The organism is Streptomyces flavalbus (assembly GCF_042674625.1).
GTDB classification, from domain to species: Bacteria; Actinomycetota; Actinomycetes; order Streptomycetales; family Streptomycetaceae; genus Streptomyces; species Streptomyces flavalbus.
The window spans coordinates 2,831,479-2,847,761 of the sequence record NZ_JBHTEB010000001.1; the positions used below are offsets into that span (position 1 = coordinate 2,831,479).

Genomic DNA, 16,283 nt, shown 5'->3' on the forward strand with positions numbered 1-16,283 from the left:
CAGACTGCCTCCGCCGGGCCGGACCCGCTGAGCGCTGTGGACCATCCCCCGCCTGTGGACAACTCCGCCACCCGTGTGAGTGACCAGCACCTCGGCAGAGTGGCCCCACCCCCGGCCGGTCACCCACCGGTCACCTCCCCCCAGCCACCACCCCCACCGCCTCCCCCGCCCCCATCACCCGCGCGTACTGCTCCCGTACCTCCCGGTACCGCAGCAGCTCCGCCGCCACCGGATCGAGCACCCGGGCCCGCCCGCACCCCGCCGCCGCGTCCCGCAACCGGCGTTCCGCCTCCAGGCCGTAGCGCCGGGCCGGTCCCCGGGCGGCCATCTTGCAGCTCCACTCGACGAGCGGCCCGCCGACGATCCCGGCCACCATCAGCAGTACCGGCACCCCCAGGTTCGGCGACATCACGCCCACGATCTGCCCTACCAGCCACAGCCCGCCGACCACCTGGAGCAGCGTCATCGACGCCTGCACGAGGACGGCCGCGGGCCACCAGCCCGGCCGCGGCGGACGCCCCGGCGGCAGCCCCGCCCGCGCGGCCAGCTCGTCCAGCGCCTCCGGCAACCCCTGCGACCCGCGTACGGCGGCCTCCCGCACGGCCTGTGCCCAGGGCGCGGGCAGCCCGGCCGACGCCCGGTCGGCCACCGTACGCACCGCCTGCTCGACGCGCTGCCGCGCGGTGGCCTCCTCCTCCGGCTGCGGGCGGAGCGGGAACCGTCCCGTGGACGGCTCGCGCCGCGCCTCGAACCACCGCCACAGCCGCAGCCACGGCGTCCCGCACGCGCGGTTGGCGTTGCGCAGCCAGGCCCGCTCGGCGGCCTCACCGGCGGCGGTGGCGCCGACGGCGTCGGCGAGCCGCGCGGAGAACTCGTCCCGCGCGCGTTCACTGAGCCCGCTGCGCCGCCCCGTGGCGTACACCGGCCACAGCCGTACGGCGGCGGCGTCCAGGTCGGCGGAGATCCGCCGTGCCGCCGCCCCGCGCTCCGCGACGAACTGCCCGAGCGCCTCGCGCAGTTCCCCGAGGCCGTCCCCGGTGAGCGCCGACACGGCGAGCACGGACGCGCCCGGTTCGCCGTACTCCCCCAGGGCGATGCCGTCCTCGTCCAGGAGGCGCCGCAGATCGTCGAGGACCTGCTCGGCGGCCTCCCCGGGCAGCCGGTCGATCTGGTTCAGGACGACGAACATGACCTCCGCGTGACCGGCCATGGGCCGCAGATAGCGCTCATGGAGGACGGCGTCCGCGTACTTCTCCGGGTCGACGACCCAGATCACCGCGTCGACGAGCGCCAGCACGCGGTCCGCCTGCTCCCGGTGCTCCACGGCCGCCGAGTCGAGGTCGGGCAGGTCCACCAGGACCAGTCCGCGCAGTTGCTCCTCCGCCTCCGGGCTCTGCACCGGGCGGCGGCGCAGCCGTCCCGGGATGCCGAGCCGGTCGATGAGGCTCGCGGCGCCGTCGCTCCAACTGCACGCGATGGGCGAGGCGGTGGTGGGACGCCGTACCCCCGTCTCGGAGATGGTCACCCCGGCGAGCGCGTTGAAGAGCTGGGACTTGCCGCTGCCGGTCGCGCCCGCGATGGCGACGACGGTGTGCTGCCCGGAGAGCCTGCGCCGCGCGGCGGCCTCGTCCAGCACCCGGCCCGCCTCGCTGAGCGTCCGGCCGTCGAGCCGCGCGCGCGAGAGCCCGACCAGCTCCCGCATGGCGTCCAGCCGCGACCGCAGCGGCCCGTCGTACGCCAGTTGCGGCACGCTCCGCGGTCCGGGCGTGCGCGTCTCCACGACGGCGGGAGCGGCGGCGGCCGCCTGCTGGGCCGCGGCCTCCTCGCTCACCCGCCGCGCGATCAGCCCGTCGTCCCAGCCGCCCGCCGAGTCCGCGTCGCCGTCCCCCGTACGACGGCCGACACCCTCCGTACGACGGTCCGCAGGCCGGTCCGTACGACGGTCCGCAGGCCGGTCCGCAGGCCGGTCCGCAGGCCGGTCCGTACGGGGGTCCGTACGGGGGTCCGTACGGCGGTCAGCGGGCCGCTCGCTGGGAGCGGCGTCGGAGGGCCGGGGGGACGGGCGCTGCTCCGAGGCGCCGTCGGGCTTCCGCTCGGCCACCTGCTCCGCCGCCTGCTCCGCCACCTGGTCGGCCTCGGAAGGCTCCTCCCGAGGGTCCTCCCGCTCGTCACCGTCTTCGTCCGTGTCGGCCTCCTCACGTCCTTCGGAACCGCCCTCCGCCGCGGCGTCGTCGGCCTCCGCGGCGTCCTCACGACGGCCCACCTGATCAGCACGATCGATGTGCTGGGCATCCTCAGTGCGCTCGATGTGCTCGATGTGCTCGATGTGCTCGGCCTGTTCCGTGTGGTCCTGGTCAGTGACGGCGGTCACCGGTCACCTCTCCTTCTGCAGTACGGACAGCGCGGCGATGAGTTCGGCCTGCGGCTCCGGGTGGACCTCCATCGCGTCCAGCGGAGCGAGACGGCGTTCGCGCTCGGTGTTCATCACCCGGTCCAGACAGTCGATGAGCAGCCGCCCGCCGCGGTCGCGCAGCCGCAGCGCGCCGTGCGCGCCGATCCGCTCGGCGAGGCCCTCGCCCGCGTTGCGCGCCCGTCGGCCGCCCAGCAGCGCCGTGGCGACGAGCGCGGCGATCACCTCGGGGTCGGGCGCGACGCTCCGGTCCAGTTCGCGCACCTCCTCCTCGGCGTACTCCTCCACCTCGCGCCGCCACCGCCGTACGGCCAGCCCGATGCGGTGCTCGACGGTCTCGGTGGACGGCTCCTGGGCGGTGAGTTCCGGCGCGCCCGACGCGGGTTCGCGCCGCCAGGCGTCGTCGACGCGCTCGTCGGCGGCGGTGACGGCGCACAGCAGCAGCTCGCAGAGGCTCTCCACGAGGGCGTCGAGGAGTTCGGCGGCGGTGCAGTCGAGGGGGAAGGCGCGCCAGCGTTTCAGCGCGTCCCCGGCGAGTACGGCGCCCATCTGCAACCGGCCACGCACGCGTGAGTGTTCGCTGTCGTAGGCGGTGTCGACGGCGCTGGTGAGCCGCAGGGCGGCGGCGTACTGCGCGGCGGCGGCACCGGCGAGTTCGGGCAGCCGGGCCTTGAGGGAGTCGAGGAGGCCGTACGCCGTGCGGGCCATGGTGTGCTGGCGGGCGCTGGGGTCCTGGGCCTGGTGGACGAGCCAGGTCCGCAGCGGTGCCACGGCGGTGGCGGGCAGCAGTCCGCCGCCCCAGGCGGACTCGGGCAGCTCGGGCACGGTGAAGCGGGGTACGTCGCCGAGTCCGGCCTTGGTGAGCAGCGCGCCGTACTGCCGGGAGACCTCGGAGACGACCTGGTGGGGCACCCGGTCCAGGACGGTCACGAGGGTGGCCTGGTACTCCTTGGCGGTGCGCAGCAGGTGCCAGGGGACGGCGTCGGCGTAGCGGGCGGCCGTCGTGACCATGATCCAGATGTCGGCGGCGCAGATCAGCTCGGCGGCGAGGACGCGGTTGTCGGCCACCAGGGAGTCGACGTCGGGGGCGTCGAGGAGGGCGAGGCCGGGCGGGAGGGTGTCGGCGGTCTCGATCCTCAGGACGCGGGCGGGGTCCTCCCCAGGGAGGAGGAGATCGTCCCCTGTCTCGCGCTGGGGCACCCACACGCGCGTGAGGTCGGGCAGTACGCGCATCCCGCTGAACCAGTGATGGTCCTCCGGATGGCAGACGAGCACCGGCGTCCGGGTCGTGGGCCGCAGCACGCCCGCCTCGCTGACCCGTCTGCCCACGAGGGAGTTGACGAGGGTCGACTTGCCCGCGCCGGTGGAGCCGCCCACGACGGCCAGCAGGGGTGCTTCGGGTTCTCTCAACCGGGGCACCAAGTAGTCGTCGAGCTGCGCGAGGAGTTCGTCGCGGTTGGCACGCGCGCGTGCGGCCCCCGCGAGGGGCAGCGGGAAGCGTGCGGCGGCGACACGGTCGCGCAGGGCGGAGAGTGCGTCGAGCAGCTGAGGCCGTACGTCCAAGGTCACCACATGTGAAGAATGCCCAATTTTAGGGGAATTCTGAAGCATATAGACATGTCTGCGCGCCGATGGAACACAAGGGACGGAAGGGACGAGCGGGACATGGACACAGCCGAGGCATAACGAGTACACAACACCCGGGACGCGGGGCGCCAAAAGCGATGCACGATTCGTACCTGCCTGCGATTATCGGGACCGCTTCACCGAACCTCCACATCGAGCCACGGAGGCGAGGCGACAGGGACACGGATCCGGGAGCCCTATCCTTGTCCCCGGCAACGTCAAGGATCAGCCCACACCCGGGCACCACGACAGAGGCCACCACACCAGGCCCCCGTAGCTCAGTGGATAGAGCAGGCGCCTTCTAAGCGCTTGGCCGCAGGTTCGAGTCCTGCCGGGGGCGCCCAGTCTCCACCCCTCCCTCGGGAGGGCGTTTTCGCTGGTCAGGCGCGCTTAATCAGGCTCGACAGAATAGCTTCAGGGATGCGGGTGGCCCCCGGGCGGAGTCGGCAGGTGTCCGGCTGGAGACGATTTCGTCCGGCCCTCGACGGGCGCCCTTCCCGAAAACTTCCCGAAGTTCCGAAGCGATCTCTCTGCAACCCGTCGGCGGCCGAGGTGCGACGACCACCCGGCCACACTCCTCAGATGAGGGCAAATCGCCATACAGGTTGAAGGAGCGCTGAATGTCAGATCATCCTTGCCGCCATGAGTCTCGTCTCCACCTCCTTCGATGTGCCCGACACGGGCGACTACGCACACGACTGGGCCCTGGTTGATGTGGAGACGTCGGGCCTCATAGCCCGGCGAGACCGCGTGCTGTCCGTCGCGGTGATCACGATCGGCCCGGACGGCGAGCAGACCGGGGAGTTCTCGACCCTGCTCAATCCGGGCTGCGACCCGGGACCGGTGGAGGTGCACGGGCTGACCGTCGAGCGGTTGCAGGGTGCGCCGAGCTTCGACCAGGTCGCCGGGCGGATCGGAGCGATGCTTCAGGACCGGGTCCTGGTCGCCCACAACGCCCAGTTCGACTACGACTTCCTGGCTCACGAGTTCGCCCGCGCGCGGATGTGGCTGCCGGTGTCGCAGCGGCTGTGCACCCTGGCGCTGAACCGCCAGGTGGACCCGCCGACGGACGACATGAAGCTCGGCACCCTCGCCGCCCATTACGGCGTCCCCCAGCAGCGTGCGCACGATGCGCTGGACGACACCCGTGTGCTGGCCGGGATCCTGCGGGCGTCTCTGCGTGAGGCGGCGCGGCTCGATCTGCCCTTGCCACTGGTGGCCTGCCCGCCCCGGGCGGAGTCGCAGTTCACACCGAAGCCGCCAAAGACTCCCTGCGCCTACCGCAACCCGGGACGCATGACTCCCGGCGGGCCTCTCCAGCAGGGGATGAAGGTCGCGATCACCGGTGAGACCGCCCATGCCCGTGCGGAGCTGGTGGGGCGGGCGGTCGCCGCCGGGCTGAACATGATGACCTCCGTCAGCCGGCACACCAGCGTGCTGGTCACCAATGAACCGGCGTCCGGTTCGGCGAAGGCCCGACGCGCAGTCGCCGAAGGCGTGCCGGTCATCGACGAGCACACCTTCCTGCGGCTGCTGGCCGACGTACGGCCGGGAACAGCACATGAGGCGACGGCCGCCGCTGTCACCCCCAGTGGCCGAGCCGGAACCAGAACCAGTCGTCGGACCCGTGGAGTCGGCGCGCACCACAACCGGTGCCGTAGCCGTCCCGCAAGCCGCAGCCCTCCCCAGGGCCGCACCCGGTACGGGGGTACCCTCTCCGCGCCGACCGGTGCCCTCCGTCGGCACGTCGGACAAGCCTCTGGCCGGGCGTCGCGTACTGGTGCTCGGCGGTGTCCATGCCGATGCCGCGGCGGCCCGTACCCGCATCGTCGAGCTGGGAGGGTCCGCGGCCATCAACCTGTCCGCCAGCGTCACCGACGTCGTACTCCTGAAGGGAGGGGAGGGCGACCGGCGCATGAGCCGCATCACCGCCCTCGAACTCCCCGTACACGACCTCCACTGGCTCACTGCTCCGACCGCCACCGCTTCGACCTCGGCGACGCTCCGGACTCAGGAGCCGCACGTGATGCCGAGAGGCGGCGTCATCGACCTGCCCATGCCGCAGGGCAAACCCGCGCCGGAGTGGTACGTCACCGCCAGCTGGGCCCCGCAGTCCGACCACGGGATCGACGTCGTCGCCTTCCTCCTCGACGAGGACGAGCAGGTCACCTTCGACGAGGACTTCATCTTCTACGGGGCCCCGGAGAACCCGGCTGGAACCGCGCGGCTGCTGACCGGCGGCCCGGCCGAACAGACCATCGCCCTCAACCTGGCCTCCCTGCCGCCCGCGACGCGCAAGGTCGTCGTCGCCGCCGCCATCGACGGGACCGCCACCTTCGGGACGGTCGGTGCGATCCAGATCGGTGCCGCCCCCGGCAGCAGCGGCGCACCGCTCGCCCGGGCAACCCTGGACGCCGCCACCACCGAACGCACCATGCTGCTCGCGGAGGTCTACCGCCGTGGCCCGGTGTGGCGCCTTCGAGCCGTCGGCCAGGGCTACGACCACGGCCTCGACACCCTCGCACGCGGATACGGCGTCAACATCGCCGAGTGAACGCCGGTGCCGGAAGCGGAGGTCCGTGCGTCTCCTGGGTCCGGGTCAGGCCCGGCGACGCGGTGCGGACGTGGATCCAGGTGGGGGAACCGGCATGCTCGGGGACGGCCCCACCGGCAGTCGCTGGGGGCCTTCGATGCGCTGCTGGAGTTCGGCGAGCTGACCCGTGATGCACCGGGCGTAGGTGGCGAGCAGGACGGGGACGCTGTTGCCGGCCCACTCGGCGACCTGGGCGGGTGGGATGCCGTTGTTGAGCCAGGTGGTCAGGCAGGTGTGGCGCAGGTCGTAGACGCGCTTGCCCACGGGTGACTCGTATTCGTGCTCCGGCAGGACGGCCTCGCGGGCCTTGTTCCAGGCTCGGCGAAAGACCGATCCGGCCAGCAGCCCACCCTTCTCGCCGGGGAAGAAGAGGTCGCCCGGCTGGAGGCCGTCCCTCTTGATCAGGTCGCGGAGGACAGCGACGAGTGCCGGGTGGGCGGGGACGGGGCGGGTGTCGCCCTCGGCGCGACCCTTGAGGTCTCGGGTCTCGTGGACGCGGCCGTCGTCGGTCCACTGGCTGCCGACCTCGGGCTCGGCGGTGTGGACGAGCAGCTCGCCCCAGCCCTCGGCGGGCAGTGTGGTGGCGCTGACGCGGAGGGCTACGGCCTCCTCCGGCCGCAGACCGGCGTAGTACAGGGTGGCGAAGAAGGCGTGGAGGCGGTGTCCGGTGCGGGGGCGGTCGGCGATCCAGGCCAGGAGGCGGGCGACCTGAACCGGGTTGAGCAGCGACCGCTTATCGACGGCCTCGGCCACCTTGGGGGCAGCGCCTTCCTCCTTGCCCTTGGGGAGCGGGTTGGCGGTGAGGATCTTCTGCCGGACGGCGTACTTCATCGCCACGTTGAGGATTCGCTGCTCACGCTTGACGGAGCTGGCGGCGGCCGGGCTGCCGTCCAGAAGCGTGTCGAGCGCGTGCAGGACGGCGTCGACGCGTTTGGTGTCCTCCCAGGCCGTCATGGGCAGGGAGTTGCGGGCTATCCACGACAGGACGGTGCGGACCTCGGGTGGCGCCTCGTCGCGTCGGGTCTTGTTGAAGGCGTACTCGCGCAGTGCTCGGCGTACGTCGATCGGGTCGAACCGGTCCGGGAGTTCGGTACGCAGCAACGCGAGAGTGACCTTGGTGAGGGCCTTGGCGGTGTTCTTACGGTTGTTGGCCGAGATGCGCGGCCACTTCATGTCGACGTACTGGAGGGCGAATTCGTAGGTGGTGACCTCGGCGGCAGAGGTGGCGTGTGAGACCGGCAGGCCGGTGTCCATGTCGAACGGTTCGCCGTTGTTCGCGGCTACGCGCAGCGTTGCACGGAAGGATTCGGCGAGCGCACTCGTGGCATAACTCTGCCCGTGACGCCTTCCGTTGACGGACCACCGCACGGTGTAGCTGGTCTTGCGCTTCCCCCTATATATCTCCGTGTCATAGAAGCGGACCTTGAAGGACCGGTTGCTCAAGCGTGGTCCTCGCAGTCGGTCAGCCAGTTCTCGTAGTCACTGCGGCGGATACGCAAAGCGCCGTTGGGTATGCGTATGCAGCGCGGGGCTGTGCCCTTCTTGCGCCAGTCGTAGAAGGTGGAGCGCGAGATGCGGAGGTCGTCGCAGAACTCGTCGACCGTGAGTTTGTCGGTGGGGCGGCGGGGCGGAGACGTCAAGCGGTGCTCCTTGGGCAGGGGGCGGGGCTGTCCTGCTTTTGCACCGGGTCGGCGCGAAAGGCAGGCAGACTGCGGAGTTGCCAGTCGATAGCGGCGTAGATCCGTGGGCTGGGTCAGCACCTCGATCGGCACGACAACTATCCGTAGAATCGCCGGTTTGGATAACCGGCGATCGTCGTCTATGTTGCGCTCGCGCGGTTCGCCGCGAAGCGGCTTCCCGGGAGCGGGAAGTACCGAAAACCGGCACATCAATCGACTATTTCGTCAACCGGCGATCGTGCCCTAAAGTCTTGGGACGCCTTCTACCGCCTTTTTTTGGGCACCCTTTCTGCCGTGAGAGATGTCGCGAGATAGGGCTGGACTTGCGCGGCCCGAGTGTGGCTATGTGTTGACGGCACCTCCGGAAAGCGCGAGCGGCCACCAATGCGCCACGCGCCACCGGCTGGTCAACTCCCCCACCCCTGATGCCCGTCCCGCCACGGCGACGGTGAGCCGTGGGTCCCCGCCCACCCGCAACCGAGTGAGGAACCGCCCCTCTTGGCCCGAATCCGCACCATCAAGCCCGAAGCCTTCGTCTCCGAGTCCCTGGCCGCCGTCTCCCTGACCGCCGAGCGCACCTTCATCGGCCTGCTCACCCAGGCCGACGACCAGGACCGCCACCGCGACCACGCCGCGATCATCGCCGGACAACTGTGGGTGCTGCGCCCGGAACACGCGCCCTCGGACGTCGAGACGGACCTCGCCCAGCTCAGCGACGCCGGACTGATCTGCCGCTACACGGGGTTCGACGACAAGCGGTACCTGCACATCGTCACCTGGAGCCGACACCAGAAGATCAACCGGCCTAGCAAGAGCCGCCTCCCCGCCTGCCCGCACCACGACGCCCCGGCCGCCGCAGCCACGCCAATCCCCACGGGGGTCCGCTTCACGGAGCCCTCCATGCCGCCTCACGAAGCCCTCCATGCAGACGCACGCGAGATGCGCGAGCCCGCACCGAATCCGGGCACCGGTAACGAACCCGCAGGTCAGGAGGGGTTCACGGCGTCCTCCGTGACGGCTCACGGAGGACGCCCGGAGCCGTCGGTGAAGCCTCAGGGTACGGATCTAGGACCTAGGATCATGGACCTAGGAAGTACCCCTTCGGGGGGCGCGAGCGCCCACACACCCGACACCGTCTCGGCCCGGCATCTGATCGCCGAGTACGTCGCCGCCTGCGCCCACCGTCCACCAGCCGGTGTCCTGGACCATCTCGGCCGGGAAGTGCGCAAGATGCTCGCGGAAGGCATCGCCCCCGCCCACATCCGGGCCGGACTTGAACGCCACCGGGCCAAGGGCCTGCATCCCAGCACCTTGCCGAGTCTCGTCCACGAGGCCATGAACGCCGCGCCCGTGCCGGTCGGCCACACGCCGTGGACGAACCCCAGCGACATCGACGCCGCCTACGGAGGTGACCTCTGAGCGCCACCCTCGTCCGAGAACCCCGCCAGGTCGGTCCACTCGCCGACCGGCTCAACACGATCCTGGCCACCCGCGGTATCGACCCCCGCGTCACAGCCGAGGATCCGCCGACCGAGCCCGTCACGGCACTGGAACTCGCGGACGCCCGGATCCCCGCCCGCTACCGCCGTGCACTGGCCGATCACTCGCAGATCATCGCCTGGGCCGACCACATCGCCGGAGCAGGACGCCCCGGGCCCGGCGGCCCCGGCATCGCCGAGGGCCCCTCGCTGCTGATCGCTGGCCCCACCGGCACCGGCAAGACCCACCAGGCGTACGGCGCCGTCCGCGCTCTCCTCACCCGAGGTGTCCGCCTGCGCTGGGAGGCCACCACCAGCGCCGACCTGCACGCGCGCCTCCGCCCCCGTGCCGGACACGACGGCGAACGGGAACTGCAGACGCTGGCCCGCTGCCCGCTGCTGCTCCTGGACGACCTCGGCGCGGCCAAGACCAGCGAGTGGACCGAGGAGCTGACCTACCGGCTCATCAACCACCGGTACGAGCACATGCTCCCCACCCTCATCACCACCAACCTCCCCACCGCCGAGCTGCGCACCGCGCTCGGCGACCGCGTCGCCTCCCGCCTCGCCGAGATGACCGAACGCGTCGTCTTCACCGGCCCCGACCGACGCCGCACCGCGCCTGCCCCCTGAGGGCGGCACCGCGTCTCCCGCTCCGTACCCCCACCTCGCCCTGCCCGCGCACAGACATGCCCTCACACACGCGAGCCCTTGGAGAGCCCCTGCATGACACCTGGCAACACCGTGCCCACAAGCGCCGAAGAGACTCCGGCAGCATCCCTGGCGCACTGGATCACCTCGCCCACCGCAGCCGTACTGCTGCTCGCGGTCCTTGCCCTGACCGCTGGATGGCGGTGGCAACGCGCCCGCAAGCCCGGTAATGGACAGCGACCTCGTACCGCCGCGATCCCGGTTGCCGCCGTCGCCGCGATCGGCTGCACCGCATACAGCGCGGACACCAGCTGGCGCTTCGCCGCCGACTACCTCGACATGGGCGGCACCATCGAGCGCGCCGCGATGTTCGCTGTCGCCGAGCTCGCCTTGTTCTCCACCGCGCTGATGGCCCGGGCGAACCTCAACGGCCCGAAGCAGTCGCCCGGCCTGCCCGGCACCCTCACCTGGATGATCACCGGCGTGCAGATCGTGCCCGCCTACGCCGAGTCCGGGCTGGTCGGCGGAACCGTGCGAGCCTTCGTCGGCCCGGTCCTGGCGGCCGTGCTGTGGCACCTGGCCATGGGCATCGAACTGCGCAACCGCAGCCCGCGCTCCGCCTCCCGCAGCCTGATCGCCGTCCTCGCCCGACAGGCACGCGAACGCCTGCTGGCCCGCATGGGGATCGCCGACCGGGACGCGGACGCCGCCCGGATCATCCGCGAGCGCGCCCTCGACCGAGCCATCACCCTGATCCTCCGGGCAGATGCTATGAAGCCCGAGAAACGCACCAAGCGGCGAGGCCAGCGCCTCACCCGCCGCCTGCACCAAGCACTGGAGCAGGCCGATGTCGACCGCGACGCACAGCAGGACGAGTTGCTGCTGCGCAAACTCGCCACCCGCCAACAGGCCCTCGCCTTGGCCTCCATCCCGCTGCCCGCCCGCTGGCCCCACTACCCCGCCCCGGGGTCTACAGAGGGATCCACGACCGCCAGCCTGCGGGCCAACATCGCGAATCGGGCAGAGATCCCGGGCAGCCCGACTTCGCAGGTCGCGGGTGATGACGCCGCCGACCGCGCAGCCCGCCCTCAGCCCGAAAACCGCCCGCCCCAGTCTGCCCGCACCGCCACCAGCCCGGAACCGAAACCGGGCGAGGTTCCGCTGGACGTCGATCCGGGCAGGGCTGCGCGGGCGAAGCCAAATCGCTCGGGCCACAAGCCGCGGGCGACACGGGACCTCCTCACCGAGTACGCCCACCGCCTCCACCGCGACACCGGACGTCTCTCCCGTGACCTGTTGGAGAACGCCGTGCGCGAGGACGGCTACAGCGTCGCCAGCGACACCGCCGGAGAAGTCGTCCGCAGCGTCAAGGCCAACCTGCGCACCAGGCCAGCCAGCCACCCGTAGTGAGACCGCCCCTACACCCAAGCCCCCAGGAAGACCGCTCGATGCACGACTCGCACCACGAACTCCACGACGTCCAGAAGGAGATCAACACCCCCACCTCAGCGCCAGCAAGTTGTCCCGGGAGCAATGCTCCCGGAGTCCCTGCCCCAGGGGTGGCAGGGGCGGTCCAGCGCCAGGGGGCGCCGGACCGGCAGGCAGCGACCGAGGGCGGACCGCAGCCAGGAGAGGGACGGCCAGCCGAGGCCCTTGCGCGGCGGCGTCAGCGCGCCCGACAGCCGAAGAAGCACAAGCGCCTTCACCAGCCCAGCTGCCGCATGAACGACGCCGAGTACAAACGCTTCACCGACGCAGCCGCCCACTGCCAGATGACCAACGCCGCCTTCCTCGCCTACGCCGTCGACAAGGCCGCCCGCGACCTGACCCGCACCGCCGCCGAGATCGCCACCGAACGGGAAGTCATCGAGGAGCTGTTCGCTGCCCGCCGAAACCTGGGCCGCATGCACGGCCTGTTCAACCAGGTCGCCAGGGCCCTCAACTCCGGTGCCGACGCACCCCACCTGAACGCAGCGGCCCAGGCTGTCCGTAGCGCGGCCTGCCGGATGGAGGACGCCGCCGACGCTCTGCTCGCCCACCGGGACGGCGGCGCCGCGTGATCCCCAGCATCCACAAGCGCGGCAGCAAGACGTACGGGCTGATCCGCTACCTGTACGGCCCCGGCACCCATGAGGAACACACCGACCCGCACCTGGTAGCCGCCTTCGACCCGCTCACCCCCGACCCCGGCCGCGACCCGCAGGCCACCTACGGGCAGCTTCAGCGGCTGCTCGACCAGCCCGTCAACGCCCTGTCCGACGGCCGACGCCCCAAGAAGCACGTGTGGCACCTGTCCGTGCGAGCCAGCCCGGAGGATCCGGTCCTGACAGACGAGGACTGGGCGGCCATCGCCCGTCGCATGGTCGCCGCCACCGGCATCGCTCCCGACGGCGACGATGCCGCGTGCCGGTGGGCCGCCGTCCGGCACGCTGACGACCACATCCACATCATCGCCACTCTGGTCCGCGACGACGGCCGACGGCCCCGCCTGCACAACGAGGCCCGCCGCGCCCAAGCCGAGGCCCGCGCCATCGAGGCCGACTACGGCCTGCGCCGCGTCGCACCAGGCGATGGCACCGCCGCGAAGCGGGCCACCAGTGCGGAGCGGCACAAAGCCGAACGGCAGGGCAGACAGCGCCCCGCGCGCGAGGAACTGCGCCAGACCGTACGCCATGCGGTGGCCGGTTCGGCAAGCGAGGAGGAGTTCTTCGACCGGCTGGCCGCCGCCGGTGTACTGATCCGCAAGCGGATCGCCCCTTCTGGTGACCTGCTCGGCTACAAGGTCGCGCTGGCCGACGACCGCAACGGTGAGAGGGAACCGGTGTTCTACGCGGGCTCCACGCTCGCCCCTGACCTGTCCCTGCCCCGCATCCGGGAACGCTGGATCCTTCCCGCGCAGGCTGCTGCCTCGGCGGACGGCTCTTGCCCGGAGGCGCCCGCCCTGCCGGACGTGGCAGGGCCTGCGTTCGCGCGGCGCCGGGCCACCGCCGCCACCTGGCAGGCCCTGCTGGTCATCGACCACGGCGACGACGGCGCGGCAGCAGCCCACATCGCCGCGGCGGGGGAGGTGCTAGACGCGCTCGCCAAGACTTCCGCCGCCCACACCCGCGCCGAACTGCGTGAGGCGGCGTTCGGGTTCGAGCGGGCCAGCCGCTCCCATGTGAAGGCCGTACGCGGGCACGACCGCGCCCTGCGCCAGGCCGCCCGCGACCTCGTCCACAGCGGGCCCGCCCTCGGCCGCGGCGAGGACGGCGCCACCACCGCCATGCTCATCGACATGGCCTTCTTCCTCGCCGTCGCGGCGGCGACCTGGCACGCCAAGAGGCACCACGGCCAGCAGGCCGCCGCCGCCCGGCAAGCCGCCGAGCACCTGCGTGCCGCCTACCAGGCCGCCGCAGCCCACCCCATGGCTATCCTCAGCCAGCGAGGCCAGCGCCTGGCCCCGCGTGTCCGCCAGCGGCACGCCGGTCTTCTGCACCAGGTGCTGCCGGAGCTGGCCGAACGGATCCGGGCCGAGCCTGGCTGGCCCGCCCTGGCCGCCACCCTCGACGACGTCCAAAGGGCCGGTCACTACCCGGCTGCCCTGCTTGCCGACGCCACCCGACGACGCGAACTCGACACCGCCACGTCCGTCAGCGACGTCCTCGTCTGGCGCCTACGCCGCAGCGCCCACCTGCCCGCAAGTCCTCACGATGCATCGGCCCGAAGCCACCGTCGGACCCCACCTTCGGCGCCCAGCGCACAGTCGGCGCCCAGCGCCGTGAACGACTCCAGCCGTCGGCGCTGACCGGCAAGGCGGGCGGAACATAGCCGACGATCGCCGGTTGGCCAAACCGGCGATCCTCCGGACCATTGATGCCTGCACCCACCCCGACTCCCCTGAGGAGCACCTGTATGCCAGAAACCGAGGCCCGGCCCCGCCCCGAGATCGTCGCTCTGCTCTGCGACGCCGACTTCAAGCGCCGCCGTGACACCAACACATGGACCCACCGCGACGGACGCCCGTTCAGCAAGGAAGAACAGGCCCTTGCCTTCACCGCCACCCGAGCCGAGTTCGAAGAAATGAATGAACAGTTCACCCGCTATCAGGAGTACCTGCGCACGGGCTGCGAAGCACCGGAGGCTCTGCAGCGCTTCCTCGCCCCGTTCATGGAACAACTCACCAAGAAGACACTCGGCAACGCCGTCCAGCTCATGAACAAGGACGACCGGACCGAGCTCGACCGACTGCTCCGCCTCATCACAGGGCCGGTTCGCCCCTTCACCCCGTACACCTTCTGACCCTGGGCCCCGCGTCACCGCGTTCCCACCGTGCTAGTGACCGGCTTACAACACAGGTTCGACATCTGGCACATAGGCGCGTGCGTTCCAAGCGATAGCCGGTAGGACTCGGCGCGCCGAACCCACCCATAGTGGCGGGGGCGGACCGCCCCCAGCAGCCCCAGACCGTGTCGCCGCAAGGACGCCAGCCACGGCCGAGCAGTATGAAGCCGGGCCTCCCCCGCGGGGAGGCCCGGCTTCATTGCTTTGGATGGCCCTCAGCTGGCTGGGGCGCGCAGGAGCCTGTCACGTGTGCTCTCCGGCAGCACCCGGCGCAGCACCGGTGCGCTGGAACCGAGGGAGTCGGTGAATGCGGCGACAAGGTCGTGCGGCACGCTGCTGCTGAACGAAGCCGCCCACAGGTAGCCCCCGCCGAGCACTGGCTCGGCCCACGCCTGCCACCCGGCCAGGGCCGTCCCGTCCGTCTCAGTCACCAGGGCCTGTGGATCGTCATCCTGGATGAGGGGCGGCACCTCACCGAGGCGGATGTGGGAGGCGAACGTCGGATCCACCGCTCCCGTGCCGGGCTGGTCGATGTCACGGAGCCAGCCGTGGGCCGTAACGGCGTCGAGGACCAGCTCTGGGCCGCCGCACGGCATGGTGGGCTGATCGCGGGCGTCGAGCGCGGCAAGGAAGTCGGCGAGGACCTCCCCCGGGACATCGGGGGTGAAATAGGCCGACCAATGAGCGAGCGGACTGCTCAGGTCCGTACGAGCGGACACGTGCCAGGCGATCGGCAGGTCCCCCAGGTGGAACGGCTCATCCGGCAGGACCCACTGCGCCCACCGCAGGGTGTCGGGGCTGATGTGCAGGACGGTGCTACGCACCACTTCACGGTCCTCCGGCACCTCGCTCAGCTCCCGTCGCCCGCGGACGATCGTCAAGCTCGTCCAGCCGAGGCCAGCGAGTGCGTCGGCAACGGAGTCGTACTGGCGTGCGTCGTCACCGGCCAGGTGCCGGGGACCGACCCAGTACGCGGACGGGACATCGGCCGGGGCAGGTGGACCGGACAGGAAGTCGGAATGCAGTTGCCCTCCCAGGGCTTGAAGATCTTGATGCCGTTAGCGGTGCCCAAGGCTGGACCGGTGTGCTGGGTTGGCTGCTCCGCAGTCTCGAACGGCGGAGGGTTAGCTATGTGACCGCGCCATGCCATCAACGTCGGCTGTCGTCTCGGTGTCGAGGGACATCCGGTAGCCACGTACCTCGGCGCCACCGGTAACACCACGAGCGTGACCCGGGTCCTGGGCCGAGCAGCCAATCACGCAGCCGCAGGGCTTCGACAGTGGTGGTGAAGCCAGAGCCTGCGGACGCCACCGCCCCAGGCAATCACCTCTATGACCTGCTGCTTTGCAAGGAGGTCGTCTAGGTTCACATGCCGCTGCGGCGTTGGCCAGTCATTCGTGGACCTTTGCTGTCTGCCTCCGGCGAACTGAGACCCACACGGCGATACTCCGAAGCCACGGCCTCCGCTAGGACGACGGCAGTGGTGAACTCAGCCACCCCCGCCCCAAGCCAAGGCCCGCCCT

The 16,283-nt window shown here is 71.2% G+C and carries 11 protein-coding genes, 1 tRNA gene and 1 pseudogene; 8 read left to right on the forward strand and 5 right to left on the reverse strand.

The annotated features are described in order from the left end of the window. Positions 1-130: 130 nt before the first annotated feature. Positions 131-2,371, reverse strand: a complete 2,241-nt coding sequence (locus tag ACFQZ6_RS12590; protein WP_381607719.1) for a GTPase — start codon at positions 2,369-2,371, stop codon at positions 131-133. A gap of 3 nt (positions 2,372-2,374) precedes the next feature. Beyond that, entirely contained in the window at positions 2,375-3,982 is a 1,608-nt protein-coding gene (locus ACFQZ6_RS12595; RefSeq protein ID WP_381607721.1) for a dynamin family protein, read from the reverse strand. Positions 3,983-4,303: 321 nt separating this feature from the next. Between ACFQZ6_RS12595 and ACFQZ6_RS12600 the strand changes: the two genes are divergently transcribed. Together ACFQZ6_RS12600 and ACFQZ6_RS12605 are read left to right on the forward strand one after the other, a co-directional pair. Further along, positions 4,304-4,376, forward strand: a tRNA-Arg gene (locus tag ACFQZ6_RS12600). A 302-nt stretch (positions 4,377-4,678) separates the two neighbouring features. Further along, positions 4,679-6,590, forward strand: a pseudogene (locus tag ACFQZ6_RS12605) (DEDDh family exonuclease). 45 nt (positions 6,591-6,635) lie between these two features. Here the strand turns inward: ACFQZ6_RS12605 and ACFQZ6_RS12610 are convergent. Then, positions 6,636-8,072, reverse strand: coding sequence for a tyrosine-type recombinase/integrase (locus tag ACFQZ6_RS12610; protein WP_381607724.1), 1,437 nt, complete (start codon positions 8,070-8,072; stop codon positions 6,636-6,638). Continuing rightward, complete coding sequence (locus ACFQZ6_RS12615) at positions 8,069-8,269, reverse strand: helix-turn-helix transcriptional regulator (protein ID WP_124442202.1); 201 nt, start codon at positions 8,267-8,269, stop codon at positions 8,069-8,071. The genes ACFQZ6_RS12610 and ACFQZ6_RS12615 overlap by 4 nt, the downstream gene beginning before the upstream one ends. A gap of 537 nt (positions 8,270-8,806) precedes the next feature. Between ACFQZ6_RS12615 and ACFQZ6_RS12620 the strand changes: the two genes are divergently transcribed. The 6 genes from ACFQZ6_RS12620 to ACFQZ6_RS12645 all read left to right on the forward strand — a co-directional run bounded on the left by ACFQZ6_RS12620 (position 8,807) and on the right by ACFQZ6_RS12645 (position 14,718). Continuing rightward, complete coding sequence (locus ACFQZ6_RS12620) at positions 8,807-9,727, forward strand: hypothetical protein (RefSeq protein ID WP_381607726.1); 921 nt, start codon at positions 8,807-8,809, stop codon at positions 9,725-9,727. Further along, a complete protein-coding gene (locus ACFQZ6_RS12625) occupies positions 9,724-10,419 on the forward strand; it encodes an ATP-binding protein (RefSeq protein ID WP_381618250.1) in 696 nt (231 codons plus the stop codon). The genes ACFQZ6_RS12620 and ACFQZ6_RS12625 overlap by 4 nt, the downstream gene beginning before the upstream one ends. Positions 10,420-10,512: 93 nt before the next feature. Further along, the gene (locus tag ACFQZ6_RS12630) at positions 10,513-11,844 is read left to right on the forward strand and encodes a hypothetical protein (RefSeq protein ID WP_381607728.1); all 1,332 of its coding nucleotides are present in this window, start codon (positions 10,513-10,515) and stop codon (positions 11,842-11,844) included. 314 nt (positions 11,845-12,158) lie between these two features. Then, positions 12,159-12,497 carry a plasmid mobilization relaxosome protein MobC gene (locus ACFQZ6_RS12635; protein WP_381607730.1) on the forward strand — a complete coding sequence of 113 codons (339 nt, stop codon included), beginning with the start codon at positions 12,159-12,161 and terminating at the stop codon, positions 12,495-12,497. Further along, positions 12,494-14,224, forward strand: a complete 1,731-nt coding sequence (locus tag ACFQZ6_RS12640) for a relaxase/mobilization nuclease domain-containing protein (protein WP_381607732.1) — start codon at positions 12,494-12,496, stop codon at positions 14,222-14,224. Before ACFQZ6_RS12635 ends, ACFQZ6_RS12640 begins: the two co-directional genes overlap by 4 nt. A 107-nt stretch (positions 14,225-14,331) precedes the next feature. Then, a complete protein-coding gene (locus tag ACFQZ6_RS12645; protein WP_381607733.1) occupies positions 14,332-14,718 on the forward strand; it encodes a hypothetical protein in 387 nt (128 codons plus the stop codon). A 257-nt stretch (positions 14,719-14,975) separates the two neighbouring features. On the opposite strand, the gene ACFQZ6_RS12650 is transcribed toward ACFQZ6_RS12645, so the two are convergent. Beyond that, positions 14,976-15,785 (reverse strand): DUF317 domain-containing protein, encoded by an 810-nt coding sequence (locus tag ACFQZ6_RS12650; protein ID WP_381618253.1) that lies wholly within the window; start codon positions 15,783-15,785, stop codon positions 14,976-14,978. Between the last annotated feature and the right edge of the window lie 498 nt (positions 15,786-16,283).

Bases quoted from the DNA above. Each gene is read 5' to 3' on its own strand.
- ACFQZ6_RS12630 (WP_381607728.1), top strand. From the start codon at position 10,513: ATGACACCTGGCAACACCGTGCCCACAAGCGCCGAAGAGACTCCGGCA.
- ACFQZ6_RS12635 (WP_381607730.1), top strand. From the start codon at position 12,159: ATGAACGACGCCGAGTACAAACGCTTCACCGACGCAGCCGCCCACTGC.
- ACFQZ6_RS12645 (WP_381607733.1), top strand. From the start codon at position 14,332: ATGCCAGAAACCGAGGCCCGGCCCCGCCCCGAGATCGTCGCTCTGCTC.